The following is a 16,703-nucleotide window of genomic DNA, read 5'->3' on the forward strand; positions in this document are numbered from 1 at the left end:
CCGGCCAGGGTCGATGCGAAGCCCCGTATCCCGTCCGGGATGCGGGGCTTCGCTCATGGCGGGGTCGGGCGCCAGTGTGGACCGGCGGGTCAGTTGCGGCGGCGTGAGCGCAGGCCGAACCAGAGCACGACCAGCCCGGCCAGCGCCACGAGCGGGCCGAGCACCGCCCAGATCTTCTCGTCGGTCATGACGCTGCCGCTGACGTAGCCGAGGCCCTGCACCGTCCACACCGCACCGATCACGACGGCCAACAGGCCGAGCGTGAGCGCAAGCCAGCCCCTCATCGCGTCCCCTCTCCGCCGCCGGGTGCGGCACGCCGCCCTCCAGCATCGCCGGCCGGGCGGCGCGACGCGAGCACACCGGGTGCGCGAGTCACCACCGGTCGTGCACCTGCGGGCGGATCAGCTCGTCGTAGATCTCGCCTACGGCGGTCAACTGGCCGTCGGTGAGCGGCGAGAGGGCCGCCGTCGCGGCGTTGCGCCGGGCCTGGTCGGCGTCGCGGGCCCCGGGGATGACGACTGTGACGCCCGCCTGGTCCAGCACCCAGCGCAGTGCGAACTGCGCCATCGTGCGGTCCGCGTCGACGAGCGGGGCCAGCCGGCGTACGGCGGCCAGGCCCCGCTCGTAGTCGACTCCGGAGAACGTCTCCCCGACGTCGAAGGCCGCGCCGTGCCGGTTGTAGTTGCGGTGGTCGTCGGCGGGGAACTCGGTGTGCTCGTCGTAGCGGCCGGAGAGCAGGCCACTGGCCAGTGGCACCCGGGCGATGATGCCCACCCCGGCCGCCGCGGCCGCCGGCAGGACACGCTCGAGCGGCTTGTGCCGGACCGCGTTGAGGATGATCTGCACGCTGGCCACCCCCGGTCTGGCGATGGCGGTGAGGGCCTGGTCGCAGGTCTCGACGCTGACCCCGTACCCGGCGATGGCCTTCTCGGCGACGAGGGTGTCCAGGCCGTCGAAGACCTCGTCGGAGGAGAAGACCTCGGTGGGCGGGCAGTGCAGCTGGACCAGGTCCAGGGTGTCCATGCCGAGGTTGGCCCGGGACCGGTCGGTCCACTGCCGGAAGTTGTCCAGGGTGTACGCCTCTGGCCGCTGCTCGACGCGGCGACCCATCTTGGTGGCGACGGTCAACCCGGCGTCCGGCCGGGACCGCAGGAAGCGGCCGATCAGCTGCTCGCTGCGACCGTCGCCGTACACGTCGGCGGTGTCGAGGAAGGTGACCCCGGAGTCCACGGCGGCGGTGAGCACCGCCATCGCGTCGTCCTCGCTGACGGTGCCCCAGTCCGCACCGAGTTGCCAGGCGCCCAGGCCGACTGCCCCGACGGTCCGGCCGAGCCGGTTGAAGCTGCGCTGTTCCATGCCCCGAGCCTAGTGATCGGGTTGCCCCGCTGCCAGGCGAGCCGTACCGTTGCAAGACGGACGTACGGTTTGGGAGGCAGTGATGTGGGACCCGACGACCTACCTGCGCTACGGCGACCAACGATCCCGGCCGTTTCACGACCTGGTCGCGCGGATCCCGGCCGAGCACCCCCGGGCGGTGGTCGACCTCGGCTGCGGCCCCGGCCAGCTCACCGCCACCCTCGCCGAGCGCTGGCCGACGAGCCGGGTGCGCGGCCTCGACTCCTCGCCCGAGATGATCGACCAGGCCGCCGCCCTCGGCGCTCCCGTCGACTTCGCCGTCGCCGACCTGCGCGACTGGCAACCGACCGGCGACGAGGACGTGGTGGTCAGCAACGCCGCACTCCAGTGGGTGCCCGGGCACCAGGAGCTGCTGCGCCGCTGGGCCGCCCAGCTGCCCGCCGGGGCGTGGCTCGCCATGCAGGTCCCCGGCAACTTCGCCGCCGCATCGCACCGCGCGTTGCGGGCGGTCGCCGACCAGCCGACCTGGCGGGCCGACGTCGCCCCGCTGCTGCGCGCCGACCCGGTCGACGACCCGGCCGACTACGCGGCGCTGCTGGCCGCCGCCGGCTGCGCGGTGGACGCCTGGGAGACTACCTACGTGCACCTGCTGCCCGCCCGCCCCGCCGGGGAGCACCCGGTGCTGGCCTGGATGGAGGGCACGGCGCTGCGCCCGGTCCGGGCCGCGCTGGACGACGCCGGCTGGTCGGCCTTCCGGGCCGAGCTGGGGGTACGCCTCAGCGCCGCCTACCCCGTGCGGCAGGGTCAGGTGTACTTCCCGTTCCGCCGTGTCTTCGTCGTCGCCCGCACCGGCGACCGTGCAGAGGAGAGCCCGTGACCGACCTGCCCGCCTTCATCGCCGGCCTGCCGAAGGTGGAGCTGCACGTGCACCACGTCGGCTCCGCCTCGCCCCGGATCGTCGCCGAGCTGGCCGCCCGCCACGAGGGCCGCACCCCCGTGCCGGCCGACCCGCAGGCGCTCGCCAGCTACTTCGAGTTCCGCGACTTCGCGCACTTCGTCGAGGTGTACCTCAGCGTGGTGGACCTCATCCGCGACCCGGAGGACGTCTGGCTCCTCACCCACGAGGTGGCCCGGGAGTTGGCCCGCCAGCAGGTCCGGTACGCGGAGCTGACCATCACCCCGTACTCGCACGTGCGTCGGGGCATCCCCGCGCCGGCGTTCTGCGAGGCGATCGAGGACGCCCGCAAGCGCGCCCTGGCCGACTTCGGCCTCGACCTGCGGTGGTGCTTCGACATCCCCGGCGAGGCGGGCCTGCCCGCGGCGGAGGAGACGCTGCGCATCGCGCTGGAGGAGCGCCCGGAGGGGCTGGTCAGCTTCGGTCTGGGTGGCCCGGAGATCGGCGTACCCCGGCCGCAGTTCCGGCCCTACTTCGACCAGGCCCGCGCCGCCGGGCTGCACTCGGTGCCGCACGCGGGGGAGACCACCGGGCCGCAGACGATCTGGGACGCGCTCAACGAGCTGGGCGCCGAGCGCATCGGGCACGGCATCTCCGCCGCCCAGGACCCGGAGCTGCTCAGGTACCTGGCCGAGCGGCAGATCGGCATGGAGATCTGCCCGACGTCGAACATCCGGACGCGGGCGGTGGCCACCCTCGACGAGCACCCGCTGCCCCGGCTGGTCGAGGCCGGGCTCCTGGTCACCATCAACTCCGACGACCCGCCGATGTTCGGCACGACCCTCAACGACGAGTACGCGGTGGCGGCCCGCCTGCTCGGCGTCGGCGCCGAAGGGCTGGCCGGGCTGGCCCGCAACGCGGTGGCCGTGTCCTTCCTCGACCCGGCCGGCAAGCAGCGGATCGCGGCCGAGATCGACGCGTACCTCGCCGCCGCCGGCTGAGCCGGCTGAGCCCGTCGGGCCCGGCGCCGGCTGAGCCCGTCGGGCCCGGCGACGGCGGTAGCCCGTCGGGCCCGGCGCGGTGCGATCGCGTGGGGAGCAGGGCGCGCGGCGGGAGCGTGGGTGTGGGGGGACCTGTGACTCCCGCCGCGCGCGCGGCTTCACCTGCCGTGGGCGCGTGTCCGCTCGGCCGGTGAAACTGGTGGGTTCCTGCTCTGATCCTGTCAGTCGGCGACCGGTCCAGCCCGATCGTTAACCGCGATCTAAGGAAGACTTGCGACGGCCCACAACCCGGTCAGTCGTCGGTGGGACGCTGGCGCGGCCACCGACGGCCGGCGGCCTTCGTGTCCCGGGCGTCGCGGGCCATCCGCCCGACCAGACCGAATCGGCTGACCTGCCGCGGCGTCGCCTCCGGATCGGCGAGCAACATCACCACGCTGGCCCCGCCCAGCCGGGCGCGGTCGATGCTCACCGACCCGTTGGCCTGCAACGCCACCCGCTTGGCGATGTCCAGGCCGAGCCCTGTCGAGCCCTGGTCGCTGGCGCCCCGGCGCAGCGCCCGGTCCGGGTTGGCGATGCCGGGACCGGCGTCGTCGATCCGGATCGCCACGTAACCGTCGCGCCGGGACACCGCCACCTCGAACGCGGTGCCCTGCGGGGTGTAGCGGAAGACGTTGCCGATCACCGCGTCCAGCGCGGCGGCCAGCTCGGCCCGGGGCACCGGCGCGGGGATGCGCAGTTGCGCGCCGTTGACCCGGTGCGGCCGGTTCTGGTCGCCGGCGAGGGCCGCCCAGAACACCATCCGATCCCGGACCACCTCGCTGACGTCGCACATCGCCGGCCCGGCCTCGTGCGCCACCGACTTGCGGGTCGTCTTGATCAACACGTCGATCTCACCCTCCAGGGTGACGATCGCCTGTCGGATTCGCCGGATGCCGCGAAGCCGGTCCAGCTCCGCCGGGCTGAACGAACCCACGCTCGTGTCGTCGGACTCCAACGCCTCCGCGTCCAACCGCAACACGGTCAACGGGGTACGCAGACGATGCGACAGGTCGGCCACCAACTCCCGCTCGTCGGTGCGGGCCGCGTCCAGCCGGTCGGCCATCCGGTTGAAGGCGTACCCGGCCTCGGCCAGCTCACGGGGACCGGTCGGCTCGATCCGTACGCCCACGTCGCCGTCGCCGATGGACAGCGCGGCCTTGACCAGACCTCGGGTCGAGTCCACCGCGCGGGCGGCGACCCGGTCGACCACCAGCACCGCCGCGCCGGCCATCGCCGCCCCGACCGCGAACAGCAGCAGCCAGGTGCCGCCGGCACCCTCGCCCAGCGTCGAGTCCGGCAGGAACACCTCGACCACGGCCGTGCGGTCACCGAGGACGACCGGGTCGAGCCGGACCACGCCCCCGTCCACGTCGACGACCAGCGACCGCCGGTCGGCACGGGCCCGGTCCAGGTCGGCGCCGCTGGCCTGACCAGCGGACTCGTCCAGCCCCAGGCCGTGTACGACCGGCCGGGTCGGAGCGCCCTCGGCGCTCGCCACCACGGCCCGCTCGACCACCGCCGGGTCGGTGCTCACCGCCAGCGCGCCGGTCACCAGCGCGCTGCGCCGGGCCGCGTCGGCGATCGCCTTGTCCCGGCTCTGCTCCCGCAGGCTGAGCCCGAGGGGAATCAGGAACGCGAGCGCGACGAGGCTGCACATGCCGGCCGTGAGCAGGGCCAGCGCCGTCCTCAGTCCGGTGCCACCAGCCGGAACCCGACCCCCCGCACGGTGCGCAGGTAGCGCGGCTTCGCCGCGGACTCGCCCATCTTTCTGCGGAGCCAGTACAGGTGAACGTCGATGGTCTGATCCTCGCCGACCGATGGCTGCCGCCATACCTCCTCCAAGAGTTCCCGGCGGGACACTACCCGCCCGGGTCGTGCGGCGAGATACGCCAGCAGGTCGAATTCCTTACGGGTCAGCGCCAGCGGCTCCCCGTCGAGTTGGGCGCTGCGCTCGCCCACGTCCACCCGGAGCCCGCCGACGCTGTGCACCGCCGGCTGCACCGTCCGACTGGCCCGTCCGGCCCGGCGCAGCACGGTGGTGATCCGCGCGTCCAGGTGCGCCCCGGTGAACGGCTTGACCATGTAGTCGTCCGCGCCGGCACGCAGCAGCTTGACCACCGACTGCTCGTCGTCCCGCGCGGTCGCGATGATGATCGGGACGTCGGTGATGCCGCGCAGCATCCGCAGCGCGTCCGAGCCGTCCAGGTCCGGCAGGCCCAGGTCGAGCACCACCAGGTCGGGTGTCTCCGCGGCGACCCGGCGCAACGCGTCCAACGCCGTACCCACGGCGTGCACGGCATGCCCCCGGTCGGTGAGGGACCGCAGCATCGCACCGCGTACGACGTGATCGTCTTCGACCAGGAGCACGGAGGCCACGACAAGACCGTACTTGGCCTGGCAAGTTGATCGCGTTGCGACGTGCCTGGCGAGGGGGCAAGCTGGTACGACGATGTCGTTCACCCTGTTCGCCGATGCCCGCCTGGCGCTCGCCCGGGACAGCCTCGCCGGTCTCTCCACCGGCGACGCGCTCGGCGCACAGTTCTTCCTGCCGAGGGCTGGGCCCCCGGATCTCGCCGGGGGCGCACTGCCGCCGGCCCCCTGGGAGTGGACCGACGACACCGAGATGGCCTGCTCGGTCCTCGCCGAACTGGCCCACTCCGGCGGCATCAACCCCGACCGGCTGGCCCTGGCCTTCGCCGGGCGGTGTTCTCCGCGCCGGGGCTACGGCGTTGGCGCGATGACGATCCTGCGGCTGATCCGCACCGGCACCCCGTGGCCGCTGGCCGCCGCCTCCGCCTTCGACGGCCAGGGCTCCTGCGGCAACGGCGCGGCGATGCGGGTCGGCCCGCTTGGCGCGTACTTCGCCGACTCGACCGCGCGTGCCGCGGCGCAGGCCCGCGCCTCGGCCGAGGTGACGCACGCGCATCCGGAGGGAATCGCCGGTGCGGTCGCGGTGGCCGTCGCCGCCGCGCTGGCCGCCCGGGCCCGGCTCGACGGCCATCGGCCGGCCCCGGAACGACTGCTCGCCGGGATCGCCGCCGCGCTGGACCCGGGCACCGAGGTGCACCGGAGTGTGAGCCGGGCAGCGGGGCTGCTCGGCCGGCCACTGGATCGGGTGGTGGCCGAACTCGGCAACGGCTCCCGGGTGACCGCCCAGGACACCGTCGGTTTCACCCTCTGGGTTGCCGCCACCCACCTCGACGACTACCCGGCGACGATCCAGAGGTGCGTCCAGGCCGGCGGTGACCTGGACACCACCGCCGCCATCGCCGGAGCGATCGTGGCGGCGTACACGGGTGTCGGCACCCCCGGCGGCGTACCCGAGTCGTGGCTGTCCGCCCGCGAACCGCTACCCACCTGGGCAGCCTGACCACCCGGGCGGCCCTGTGCCCGTGCTAGCCGTGCTGCGCTGGACGCCCTGCCCCAAGGTCAACTCGGCTTCCCGCAAGTCGGGGCCTCCGCGCGGCTCGGATGCCACGGTTTCCGGAAAGCCGAGTGGATCAGCGCCACATCGGGCTGTCCGTGCGGCCTGGATGCCACGGTTTCCGGGAACCCGAGTGGATCACCTCGATGCTGCGGGAACGGCGGGCTGAGGATCGGCGGGCTGGCGGTCGGCCGGCGTCGCGGTGTCGTTCACGCGGCTGGTGATCGTGGTGGGGGTCGCCGGCTCGTTCGCGCGGCTGGTCTTCTTGGCGGGCGTCGCGGTGTCGTCCGCGCGGCCGGTGATCTCGGCGAGGGTGGCGGCCTCGTCCTCGTCCGGGCCGCCGGTGACCTCGGCGAGCGCGGCGGCCTCGGCCGGGTCGCGTCGGCGCCACCGGCTGACCAGCCAGCCGATCGCCGCACCGCCGCCCAGCCCGGCCAGCAGGCCGGCGGCCAGCATCCCGTCGGCGTTGCCGGACTCCTCGTCGGCGCCGCCCGCATCGGCGGCCGGGGCGTCGACACCGCCGTCCGCGGCTGGCGCGCCGGCGGCCGGGCCGCCGTGCCCGCCGTGGGCGGCCGGACCCGCCGCACCGGGTGCCGCCGGCAGCAGGTTGAGCGCCGGGGCCCGGTGCGGACCTGCGGCGTCGGCCCACCGGACCACCGTGCCATCGGCGTACGTCTGGACGACCTCGAAGGTGAGCCGCTCCGCCTGGGGCAGCGGGCCCATGGACAGCGCCAGCCGGGCCGGCCCGGGGTCGCTCTCGCCGACCCGGACCCAGGTCACCGCCGTGGTCACCGTGCTCACCCCGGAGGAGTGGATACCGGCCACCGGCTTGTCCAGCGTGCGCGAGCTGATCTTGGGTGCCCAACCGTTCACCGACATCGGGTAGACCTCGGCGATCGGCGCGTCGGCGGGCAACCGCACCTCGATCTGGTTGGTCCTCGTGCCGGCCCGCTCCTCCGGCACGGTGAACTCCAGACGTACGGCGTCGCCCTGCCGTGCCTCGGTCGGGGTGGTCGTCACGTCCACGGCCTGCGCCGTACCGGGCCAGAGCAGCAACCCGGCCGCGGCGAGCGCGGTCACCGCCCCGATCCGCCGCCGACGTCCACCGCCGTGCGTGCTCGTCATCTTGTGCCCCCATCCCTGTCGACGCGACCGGCACCGGTTTCCGACCACACCCTCTAGTTCGGCTCCGGGGCACGAAAGGTTCAACGCCAACCGACAGGAAGGTGCCGTTCCCGACCGTGGGTGGGTGGACCGATAGCATCGGCAGGAGCCGAGGATCGGCACCGTTTCGTACCGCTTGGAGGAGTCACCGTGTCCGCACCCCGTACCCCCGCCGTGGCCGACCCCGTCGTCGTCGCCGCCGGGACCACGGCGGCCGACGCGGTGGCCGCGGCCGGACTGCCCGCGAACGGCCCCAAGGCGATCGTCGTGGTCCGCGACCCGCAGGGTCAGCTGCGCGACCTGGACTGGGCGCCGACCGAGGAGACCGTCGTCGAGCCGGTCAGCCTGGACTCGCCGGACGGGCTCACCGTGCTGCGCCACTCCACCGCGCACGTGCTCGCCCAGGCTGTGCAGGACATCTTCCCCGAGGCCAAGCTGGGCATCGGGCCGCCCATCGAGAACGGCTTCTACTACGACTTCGACGTCGACAAGCCGTTCCAGCCCGATGACCTCAGCAAGCTCGAGAAGCGCATGCAGGAGATCATCAAGTCCGGGCAGCGGTTCCGTCGCCGCCGCTTCGGCAGCCTGGACGAGGCGCGCGCCGAGCTGGCCGACGAGCCGTTCAAGCTGGAGTTGATCGAGGTCAAGGGCGAGGGCCTGGACACCGACGAGGTGATGGAGGTGGGCGGCGGCGAGCTGACCATCTACGACAACCTCGACGCCAAGGAGGACAAGGTCTGCTGGTCGGACCTGTGCCGGGGGCCCCACCTGCCGACCACCCGCCTGATCGGCGCGTTCAAGTTGATGCGCTCGGCCGCCGCGTACTGGCGCGGGTCGGAGAAGAACCCCCAACTACAGCGGGTGTACGGCACCGCGTGGCCGACCCGAGACGAGCTCAAGGCGTACCTGAAGCTGTTGGAGGAGGCCGCCCGGCGCGACCACCGCAAGCTCGGCGCGGACCTGGACCTGTTCAGTTTTCCCGACGAGATCGGCTCGGGCCTTGCGGTCTTCCACCCCAAGGGCGGCATCATCCGCCGCGAGATGGAGCACTACTCGCGGCGGCGGCACGAGGAGGCGGGGTACGAGTTCGTCAACAGCCCGCACATCACCAAGGCGCAGCTGTTCCACACCTCCGGTCACCTGCCGTACTACGCGGACACCATGTTCCCGCCCATGCAGTTGGAGGGCGCGGACTACTACCTCAAGGCGATGAACTGCCCGATGCACAACCTGATCTTCAGGGCGCGCGGGCGGTCGTACCGGGAGCTGCCGCTGCGGATGTTCGAGTTCGGCACCGTCTACCGGTACGAGAAGTCCGGTGTGATGCACGGCCTGACCCGGGTGCGTGGCCTGACCCAGGACGACTCGCACATCTACTGCACCCGTGAGCAGATGGCCGACGAGTTGTCCACGCTGCTCAGCTTCGTGCTCGACCTGCTGCGCGACTACGGCCTGGACGACTTCTACCTGGAGTTGTCGACCCGGGACGACTCGCCCAAGTTCATCGGCGCCGCGGAGGACTGGGCGGAGGCCACCGAGGCGCTGCGCACCGCCGCCGAGACCTCCGGCCTGGACCTGGTGCCCGACCCGGGCGGCGCGGCGTTCTACGGGCCGAAGATCTCCGTGCAGGCGCGGGACGCGATCGGCCGGACGTGGCAGTTGTCCACCCTTCAGGTCGACTTCAACCAGCCGGAGCGGTTCGGCCTGGAGTACCAGGCGGCCGACGGCAGCCGGCAACGGCCCGTGATGATCCACCGGGCGCTGTTCGGGTCGATCGAGCGGTTCTTCGGGGTGCTCACCGAGCACTACGCGGGCGCGTTCCCGGCCTGGCTGGCGCCGGTGCAGGTGGTGGGCATCCCGATCCGTGAGGACCACACCGACTATCTGCACGGCTTCGTCGCGGCACTGCGCGCCGAGGGCATCCGGGCCCAGGTGGACGCGGGTGACGACCGGATGCAGAAGAAGATCCGTACGGCCCAACAGCAGAAGATCCCGTTCATGGTGATCGCCGGTGACGACGACGTGGCCGCCGGCACGGTGTCCTTCCGCTACCGCGACGGCTCCCAGCGCAACGGGGTGCCGATCGCCGAGGCGGTGACCCACGTCCTGGACGTGGTCAGCTCCCGCAGCAACGTCGGCCCCTCGGCCGCCGCGGAGTAACACCCGCGCCGGCTCGTCGCGGTCGTGCGTGGCCCTGCCGCTTGATCGTGCTCGATCCAGGAAGTAGTGGCCTCCCTCGTGTGGGAGGCCACTACTTCCATGTTCGAGCGCGATCTTTGCCCGGCGGTGGCGCCCGGCGGCGGCGGGTCAGATGCCGCAGTTCGGCGCCGACCAGCCCCCGACCGCTGCGACGTGGGTGTGGTCGTTGTGGTCCGGGTAGCCGGGGCCGAGGATCTGTCCGAAGCCGTGGTAGCGGGCCTGCTGCGCCAGTCGGCAGAACGACGGTGACCCGACCAGGTCCACCGCGTCTCCGTACAGGTGCCGGCTGTTCGACGCCCCGCCGACCGCGCTGTTGCAGGCGTAACTGCGGAAGCTGCTGCTGATCGAGATGGGCACGTCACCGAGGGCGTGCCGCAGGGCCTGGAGTTTCCACATCGAGACGAGCGCGTTGGCCCGCGCGGTGCTCGCCGCGACCGCGCCACCGGACCAGTCGCTGTTGCACTTGTTCAACTCGGCGTAGCTGAAGTTGGCCGGCGTGCAGTCGTCGTCCTGCAGGGCGTAGAGCCGGTTGAACGTCTGCGCGCCGGCGATGCCGTCCGCGGACAGGCCGTACGCCTGCTGGAAGCGGATCACCGCCGAACGGGTGGCCGGGCCGAACGCGCCGTCGATGGTGAGCACGGCACCGTAGCCGGGGTAGCCGGCCATCCGGATCTGGAGTTGCCGGACGTCTTCGCCGGACGCTCCCTGGGACAGGGCTCGACCCCAGGTGTAGCAACCGTCCGCCTGAGCCGCACCGGCGGTGAGGGTGACGCCGGCCACTGTGGTGGCGGCCGTCAGCGCAAGTGCCGCGAGGAGCCGGCCGAGCCGTTGGATCATGAAGCCCTCCATCGATGCATGCATGCTTGTAGATGGATGGATCTTTCAGGCTTTGGCGATCATCCGTCAAGAATGTGCGGCAACGAGTTTTCCCGACGGCGGGTGTCGCGGCCCGACCGGGCGGCTCCGTAGGATCGGCTCGTGACAGGGGCGGAACGGCACACGGACATCGGCGGCATGGCGGACGGCCTCGATCGGCTCTGGACGCCACACCGGATGACCTACATATCCGGCGAGGACCGCCCGGCCGAGGGCTACGAGAAGCCCACCGGCTGCCCCTTCTGCCGGGCACCCAACCTGCCGCCGGAGGAGAGCCTGGTGGTGGCCCGCGGTGAGCACGTCTTCGTGGTGCTCAACCTCTATCCGTACAATCCCGGGCACCTGCTGGTCTGCCCCTACCGGCACGTCGCCGACTACACCGACCTCGACGTCCCGGAGACGACCGAGCTGGCGTCGTACACCCAGACCGCGATGCGGGTGATCCGCAAGGTGAGCAACGCGCACGGCTTCAACCTGGGCATGAACCAGGGCGGCGTGGCCGGCGCCGGCATCGCCGCGCACCTGCACCAACACGTGGTGCCCCGGTGGGGCGGCGACGCCAACTTCATGCCGGTGATCGGCCGCACGAAGGTCCTGCCGCAACTGCTCGGCGACACCCGCGACCTGCTCGCCCGCGCCTGGGCGTCCTGACCGCCGGCCGTGCGGCGTCCGACCGCGCGGGCGTCCGCGCCGGGCCTGCTAGTCGGCGCGCAGCAGCGTGGTCAGCTCCGGCCAGGTCTCCACCCGGTGTACGCGGGGCAGCAGCGCGACGTGTGCGGCGACCTCCGCCGGCCGGGGCCGGAACAGGAAGCGGTGCGGCACCGAGTCGAGATAGCCGAGCACCTCCAGCTTGTCGTCCACGAAGTGGGTCAGCCCGAGTCGCCGGGCGATCGGTGCCTTGTCCGGTCGGGTGCGGCAGAAGTGCACCCGCTGCACTCCGATGCCGGTGCGCGCCGGAAAGTCGTGGTGGGCCAGCCACTCCCGGGTGCGCCGCTCGGTGGACGCGCCGCACGTGGACACCAGGTGCACCTCGTCGAACGCCGGACCGAGCGCGGCGAGCGCGTCGAACGCCCCGGCGACGGCGGGGGTACGCAGGTAGTGCGCGCCGAAGAACGACGTGTCCGCGTCGTCGTCGGCCGGCTCGATGAGCACGCCGCCGATATCCACACCCAGCCGTCGCATGGCGCCGATCATGCCGCACCCCGACCGTCGCCGGGCACCCGCGTGTCCGCCGCCGGATCTGCTACGCCCCGGCCCTCCCGAGGTGGCACGATCGGCCGATGGCAGTCACGACACGGACGTTGGGGCGCAGCGGCATCGAGGTCAGCGCCCTCGGCATGGGGTGCTGGGCGATCGGCGGCCCCTGGGCAGAGGGCGCCCAACCGCTGGGCTGGGGCGCGGTCGACGACGACGAGTCGGTGCGGGCGGTACGCCGGGCGCTCGATCTGGGCATCACCCTCTTCGACACCGCCGACACGTACGGTGCCGGGCACGGTGAGCGGGTGCTCGGCCGAGCGCTCGCCGGCCGCCGCGACGACGCCGTGATCGCCACCAAGTGGGGTTACACCTTCGACGAGGCCAGCCGGCAGGCCACCGGCGAGGACGCGTCGCCCGCGTACCTGCGCAGGGCCGTGACGGCTTCCCTGCGTCGGCTCGGCACCGACCGGATCGACCTCTACCAGCTGCACCTGGCCGACCTGTCGGTGCCGCGGGCGCAGGCACTGATCGGGACCTGCGAGGACCTGGTCGCCGAGGGCCTGATCCGGGCGTATGGATGGAGCACCGACCGCCCCGACCGGGCCACCGCGTTCGGTCACGCCGCGGCCGGCGCCACCGCGGTGCAGCACACCCTGTCGGTGCTGCGGGACGCCCCGGAGCTGCTCGCCGTCTGCGACAAGTACGACCTGGCCAGCGTCAACCGAGGCCCGCTGGGGATGGGGCTGCTCACCGGCAAGTACTCGGCCGGGTCGGTGCTGCCCCACGACGACGTACGCGGATTGGCCCCCGGCTGGTTGGAATGGTTCCGTGGTGGCCGGCCGGCGCCAGAGTGGCTGCGCCGGGTCGGCGCGGTTCGCGCCGCGCTCACCGCCGACGGGCGTACCCTCGCCCAGGGGGCGCTGGGCTGGATCTGGGCCCGCAGCGGTCGCACCATCCCGATCCCCGGCTGCCGTACGGTGGCCCAGGTCGAGGAGAACGCCGCCGCGCTGCACCGGGGCCCGTTGCCGGCGGACCAGTTCGTCGAGGTGGAACGCCAACTGGCGGCCCTGCGCACCGCAGCCCTCCGCGACGCCGACCGCCCCCACCGGCCCTCTTCCACGCACCCCACCATCCACCCCTGACCAAACCCCCCACCCCGCCCATGCCCGACCGCCCCATGCCCGTCCATGCCCGCACTGCGCCGCTAGTCAGTGTCGATCATGGAGTTGTGGTTCCCCTTGAATCAGGCATAACTAGCATCTTCTGCCCACCGCAACTCCATGATCGACGCGCGAGTCGGGTCGGGCCGGGCCCGAGCCGGGTCGGGTCGGGTCGGGGGCTCAGGGTCGGGGTCGTCGATCAGGTGCGCTGGGGAGTTGGGTTGGCCGGGGTAGTTGTTCGCCCTTTGCTCTGCTTCGACGAGTGCGACAACCATGACGCTGTTCTCGTCGCGTCGAGTGAAGCAGAGCAAAGGGCCCGGGACGGCCGGGGTTACGGGGTTTGTTCCTTGCGGATCTGGTCGGCCAGGTGCGCGGGCATGGTGTCGTGGCGCACGAAGTGGCGGCGGAAGGTGCCGGTGCCGGCAGTCATGGAGCACAGCTCGACGGCGTAACGCAGCAGCTCGGTGGCCGGCACCTCGGCACGGACGAGGGTGCGGCCCTCGGTGTCCGGGTCCGGTTCGGTGCCGAGCACCCGGCCACGGCGGCCGGACAGATCGCCCAGCACGGCGCCCACCGAGCCGTCCGATACCCGGATGGTGACCTCGTCGATCGGCTCCAGCAGCGCCGGCTGACCACGGTCGGCGGCGTCGCGTAGGGCCAGCGCGCCGGCGGTCTGGAAGGCCGCGTCGGAGGAGTCGACGCTGTGCGCCTTGCCGTCGACCAGGGTCACCCGCAGGTCCACCACCGGGTGGCCGGCGACCAGGCCGCGCTCGAGTTGGGCGCGGACGCCCTTCTCCACCGACGGGATGTAGTTGTGCGGCACCGCGCCGCCGACGACCCGGTCGACGAACTCGAAGCCGCTGCCCTGGGGCAGGGGCTCGACCTCGATGTCGCAGACCGCGTACTGGCCGTGCCCGCCGGACTGCTTCACGTGCCGGCCGTGCCCCTTCGCGGGCACCGTCAGCGTCTCGCGCAGCGACACCTTGACCGGCTCGGTGTCCAGCTCGACGCCGCCGACGCGCAGTCGGTCGAGCACCACGTCGGCGTGCGCCTCGCCCATGCACCAGAGCACCAGCTGGTGGGTCTCCGGGTTGCGCTCCAGCCGCAGGGTGGGGTCACCGGCGACCAGCCGGGCCAGGTTGCGGGCCAGGGCGTCCTCGTCGGCGCGGCTGCGGGCGACGACCGCCACCGGCAGCAGCGGTTCCGGCATCTCCCAGGGGGCGATCAGTAGCGGGTCGTCCTTGGCCGCGATGGTGTCGCCGGTCTCGGCGGTGCCCGACTTGGTGATCGCGCAGATGTCGCCGGCCACGCAGAACGGCACCTCCCGCAGGGTGGCGCCCAGCGGCGTGTAGATGTGCCCGACCCGCTCGTCGGCGTCGTGGTCGGGGTGGCCGCGTTCGGCCATCCCGTGCCCGCAGATGTGCACGGTCTGTTCGGGGCGCAGCGTGCCGGAGAAGACCCGGACCAGGGAGACCCGCCCGACGTGCCGGTCGACGGTGGTCTTGACGACCTCGGCGACGAGCGGCCCGTCCGGGTCGCAGGTCAGCGGCGGGCGGGGCGAGCCGTCCACGCCGGTGACCGCCGGCAGCTCGTGCTCCAGCGGCGACGGGAACGCGGCCGTCAGCACCTCCAGCAGCACGTCCAGCCCGACCCCGGTCTCGGCACAGACCGGCACCACCGGGTAGAAGTGCCCCCGGGCGACGGCCTTCTCCAGGTCGTCGATGAGCACCTCGTCGCTGATCTCCTCACCGTCGAGGTAGCGGTCCATGAGGGTCTCGTCCTCGCTCTCGGCGATGATCCCCTCGATCAGCTCGTCGCGGGACTCGTCGATGGCCCGCTGGTGCTCCGGGTCGGGATCGCGGACGTCGGCGGGCAGCCCGGCGGAGTAGTCGAAGACCCGGCGGGTGATCAGGCCGAGCAGACCCTCGGTGGACACCCCGTCGTCGCCGAGCATCGGCAGGTAGAGGGGCATCACGTTGTCGCCGAAGAGGCGTTGGCAGAGCGCTACCGTCTCGTCGACGTCGGCGCGGGGCTGATCCAGGCGGGACACCGCGACCGCGCGGGGCAGGTCGACCGCCGCGCACTCCTCCCACAGGGCGACGGTGGCCGCGTCCATGCCGCCCGCCGCGGAGACGACGAAGAGCGCGGCGTCGGCGGCCCGCAGCCCGGCGCGCAGCTCACCGACGAAGTCGGCGTACCCGGGGGTGTCCAGCAGGTTGACCTTGATGCCGTTGTGCAGCAGCGGTGCGCAGGACAGGCTCACCGAGCGCTGTTGGCGGACCGCCGCGGGGTCGTGGTCGCCGACCGTGGTGCCGTCGACCACGGCGCCGGCCCGGCCGATCGTGCCGGTGGCCGCGAGCAGGGCCTCGACAAGTGTCGTCTTGCCCGCTCCGGAGTGCCCGACGAGCACCACGTTGCGAACCCGTTCGGGTTCGGTCACCACCGGCGTGCCGCCGGTGGAACCCTTCTCCTGACTTTTCTGCGCCATGGGGCGCACCTCCCTCAGCCGGTGGTGGGTGGCGACTGCCGCGCGAGGTGGAAGCGGCCCGGGGCGAGTGCGCGGCAGTATCCTCCGGTGGTCTGCTGGACAACGGGAACGGGACGGGCGGACGGGTGAGCTGGCTCACCCTCCGGCTCGATCTCACACCCGTTGTCGGGTAGGCACAAGCTTCTCCCGGGCGGGTCGGAGGGGCGGCCGTATCGGCGGACCTGGGCGGACCGTTATCGTGGGGACCGCCATGGCGAAGATCTTCCAAGTGTCGGCCCGCGCGGGGATGACCCGCGTCGTCGAGCCGATCGCCCGTGCCCTGCTGCGCGCGGGCGTAACCCCCAATGCCGTCACCGTCGCGGGCACCGTTGGTGTGCTCGTCGGCGCGCTCGGCTTCGGTGCCCGCGGCCATCTGGTCGCGGGCGCGTTGATCGTGACCCTTTTCGCGCTCACCGACCTGCTCGACGGGACGATGGCCCGGATGAGCGGCGGCTCCACCAAGTTCGGCGCGTTCCTCGACTCAAGCATGGACCGGGTCGCCGACAGCGCCGTCTTCGGCGCGGTCGCGTACTGGCTGGCCACCCAGGGTGACCACTCCGGGGTGGCCGCCGCGCTGGTCTGCCTGGCCGTCGGTGGCCTCGTCTCCTACGTCAAGGCCCGCGCCGAGGGGCTCGGCATGACCTGCAACGTGGGCATCGCCGAACGCACCGAGCGGCTGCTCATCGTCGGGGTCGGCGGGATCCTCACCGGCGTCGGTGTCGATCATGCCCTGGAGATCGCACTCTGGCTGCTCGCCGCGGTGTCGATCTTCACGGTGGGGCAGCGGATGGCGCACGTCTACCGCCAGGCCCAGCAGCTCCAGCCGGACGGCCAGGCGTGAGCGGCCCGTCGACGGCCCGGCGCC

At 72.7% G+C, this 16,703-nt stretch carries 15 protein-coding genes; 7 read left to right on the forward strand and 8 right to left on the reverse strand.

The window, feature by feature from the left end; genetic code table 11:
• Positions 1 to 89 precede the first annotated feature (89 nt).
• Positions 90 to 284, reverse strand: a complete 195-nt coding sequence (locus AB0B14_RS08420) for a hypothetical protein (RefSeq protein WP_357069116.1) — start codon at positions 282 to 284, stop codon at positions 90 to 92.
• An 88-nt stretch (positions 285 to 372) separates the two neighbouring features.
• Positions 373 to 1,356: an aldo/keto reductase gene (locus AB0B14_RS08425; RefSeq protein WP_357069118.1), complete on the reverse strand. Its 984-nt coding sequence runs from the start codon at positions 1,354 to 1,356 to the stop codon at positions 373 to 375.
• An 82-nt stretch (positions 1,357 to 1,438) separates the two neighbouring features.
• Here AB0B14_RS08425 and AB0B14_RS08430 point away from each other — a divergent pair, with 82 nt between their 5' ends.
• Positions 1,439 to 2,233, forward strand: a complete 795-nt coding sequence (locus tag AB0B14_RS08430; RefSeq protein ID WP_357069120.1) for a trans-aconitate 2-methyltransferase — start codon at positions 1,439 to 1,441, stop codon at positions 2,231 to 2,233.
• Positions 2,230 to 3,252, forward strand: a complete 1,023-nt coding sequence (locus AB0B14_RS08435; RefSeq protein ID WP_357069122.1) for an adenosine deaminase — start codon at positions 2,230 to 2,232, stop codon at positions 3,250 to 3,252. The genes AB0B14_RS08430 and AB0B14_RS08435 overlap by 4 nt, the downstream gene beginning before the upstream one ends.
• Positions 3,253 to 3,544: 292 nt before the next feature.
• Here AB0B14_RS08435 and AB0B14_RS08440 read toward each other — a convergent pair whose 3' ends face one another.
• Positions 3,545 to 4,948: a HAMP domain-containing sensor histidine kinase gene (locus tag AB0B14_RS08440; protein ID WP_357069124.1), complete on the reverse strand. Its 1,404-nt coding sequence runs from the start codon at positions 4,946 to 4,948 to the stop codon at positions 3,545 to 3,547.
• Positions 4,949 to 4,977: 29 nt separating this feature from the next.
• Positions 4,978 to 5,667: a response regulator transcription factor gene (locus AB0B14_RS08445; protein WP_030489108.1), complete on the reverse strand. Its 690-nt coding sequence runs from the start codon at positions 5,665 to 5,667 to the stop codon at positions 4,978 to 4,980.
• Positions 5,668 to 5,740: 73 nt separating this feature from the next.
• On the opposite strand from AB0B14_RS08445, the gene AB0B14_RS08450 reads away from it, so the two are divergent.
• Positions 5,741 to 6,661 (forward strand): ADP-ribosylglycohydrolase family protein, encoded by a 921-nt coding sequence (locus AB0B14_RS08450; RefSeq protein ID WP_357069126.1) that lies wholly within the window; start codon positions 5,741 to 5,743, stop codon positions 6,659 to 6,661.
• Positions 6,662 to 6,853: 192 nt separating this feature from the next.
• Here AB0B14_RS08450 and AB0B14_RS08455 read toward each other — a convergent pair whose 3' ends face one another.
• The gene (locus AB0B14_RS08455) at positions 6,854 to 7,840 is read right to left on the reverse strand and encodes a DUF1775 domain-containing protein (protein ID WP_357069128.1); all 987 of its coding nucleotides are present in this window, start codon (positions 7,838 to 7,840) and stop codon (positions 6,854 to 6,856) included.
• 189 nt (positions 7,841 to 8,029) lie between these two features.
• Here AB0B14_RS08455 and thrS point away from each other — a divergent pair, with 189 nt between their 5' ends.
• On the forward strand, positions 8,030 to 10,039 hold the full coding sequence (thrS, locus tag AB0B14_RS08460) for a threonine--tRNA ligase (RefSeq protein WP_357069130.1): 2,010 nt from the start codon (positions 8,030 to 8,032) through the stop codon (positions 10,037 to 10,039).
• A gap of 147 nt (positions 10,040 to 10,186) precedes the next feature.
• Here thrS and AB0B14_RS08465 read toward each other — a convergent pair whose 3' ends face one another.
• Positions 10,187 to 10,915 (reverse strand): D-Ala-D-Ala carboxypeptidase family metallohydrolase, encoded by a 729-nt coding sequence (locus AB0B14_RS08465; RefSeq protein ID WP_357521994.1) that lies wholly within the window; start codon positions 10,913 to 10,915, stop codon positions 10,187 to 10,189.
• Positions 10,916 to 11,092: 177 nt separating this feature from the next.
• Between AB0B14_RS08465 and AB0B14_RS08470 the strand changes: the two genes are divergently transcribed.
• Entirely contained in the window at positions 11,093 to 11,605 is a 513-nt protein-coding gene (locus tag AB0B14_RS08470) for an HIT domain-containing protein (RefSeq protein ID WP_357069442.1), read from the forward strand.
• Between the two features lie 48 nt (positions 11,606 to 11,653).
• On the opposite strand, the gene AB0B14_RS08475 is transcribed toward AB0B14_RS08470, so the two are convergent.
• Positions 11,654 to 12,136, reverse strand: coding sequence for a hypothetical protein (locus tag AB0B14_RS08475; RefSeq protein WP_357521996.1), 483 nt, complete (start codon positions 12,134 to 12,136; stop codon positions 11,654 to 11,656).
• A gap of 98 nt (positions 12,137 to 12,234) precedes the next feature.
• Between AB0B14_RS08475 and AB0B14_RS08480 the strand changes: the two genes are divergently transcribed.
• Positions 12,235 to 13,293, forward strand: a complete 1,059-nt coding sequence (locus tag AB0B14_RS08480; protein ID WP_357521998.1) for an aldo/keto reductase — start codon at positions 12,235 to 12,237, stop codon at positions 13,291 to 13,293.
• Between the two features lie 349 nt (positions 13,294 to 13,642).
• Here the strand turns inward: AB0B14_RS08480 and AB0B14_RS08485 are convergent, their stop codons facing one another.
• Positions 13,643 to 15,799, reverse strand: coding sequence for an elongation factor G-like protein EF-G2 (locus AB0B14_RS08485; RefSeq protein WP_357522001.1), 2,157 nt, complete (start codon positions 15,797 to 15,799; stop codon positions 13,643 to 13,645).
• Between the two features lie 250 nt (positions 15,800 to 16,049).
• Here AB0B14_RS08485 and pgsA point away from each other — a divergent pair, with 250 nt between their 5' ends.
• Positions 16,050 to 16,679: a phosphatidylinositol phosphate synthase gene (pgsA, locus tag AB0B14_RS08490; RefSeq protein ID WP_357069139.1), complete on the forward strand. Its 630-nt coding sequence runs from the start codon at positions 16,050 to 16,052 to the stop codon at positions 16,677 to 16,679.
• Positions 16,680 to 16,703: the final 24 nt, after the last annotated feature.

It is taken from the genome of Micromonospora sp. NPDC049171 (genome assembly GCF_040648275.1).
In the GTDB taxonomy this organism is placed as follows: Bacteria; Actinomycetota; Actinomycetes; order Mycobacteriales; family Micromonosporaceae; genus Micromonospora.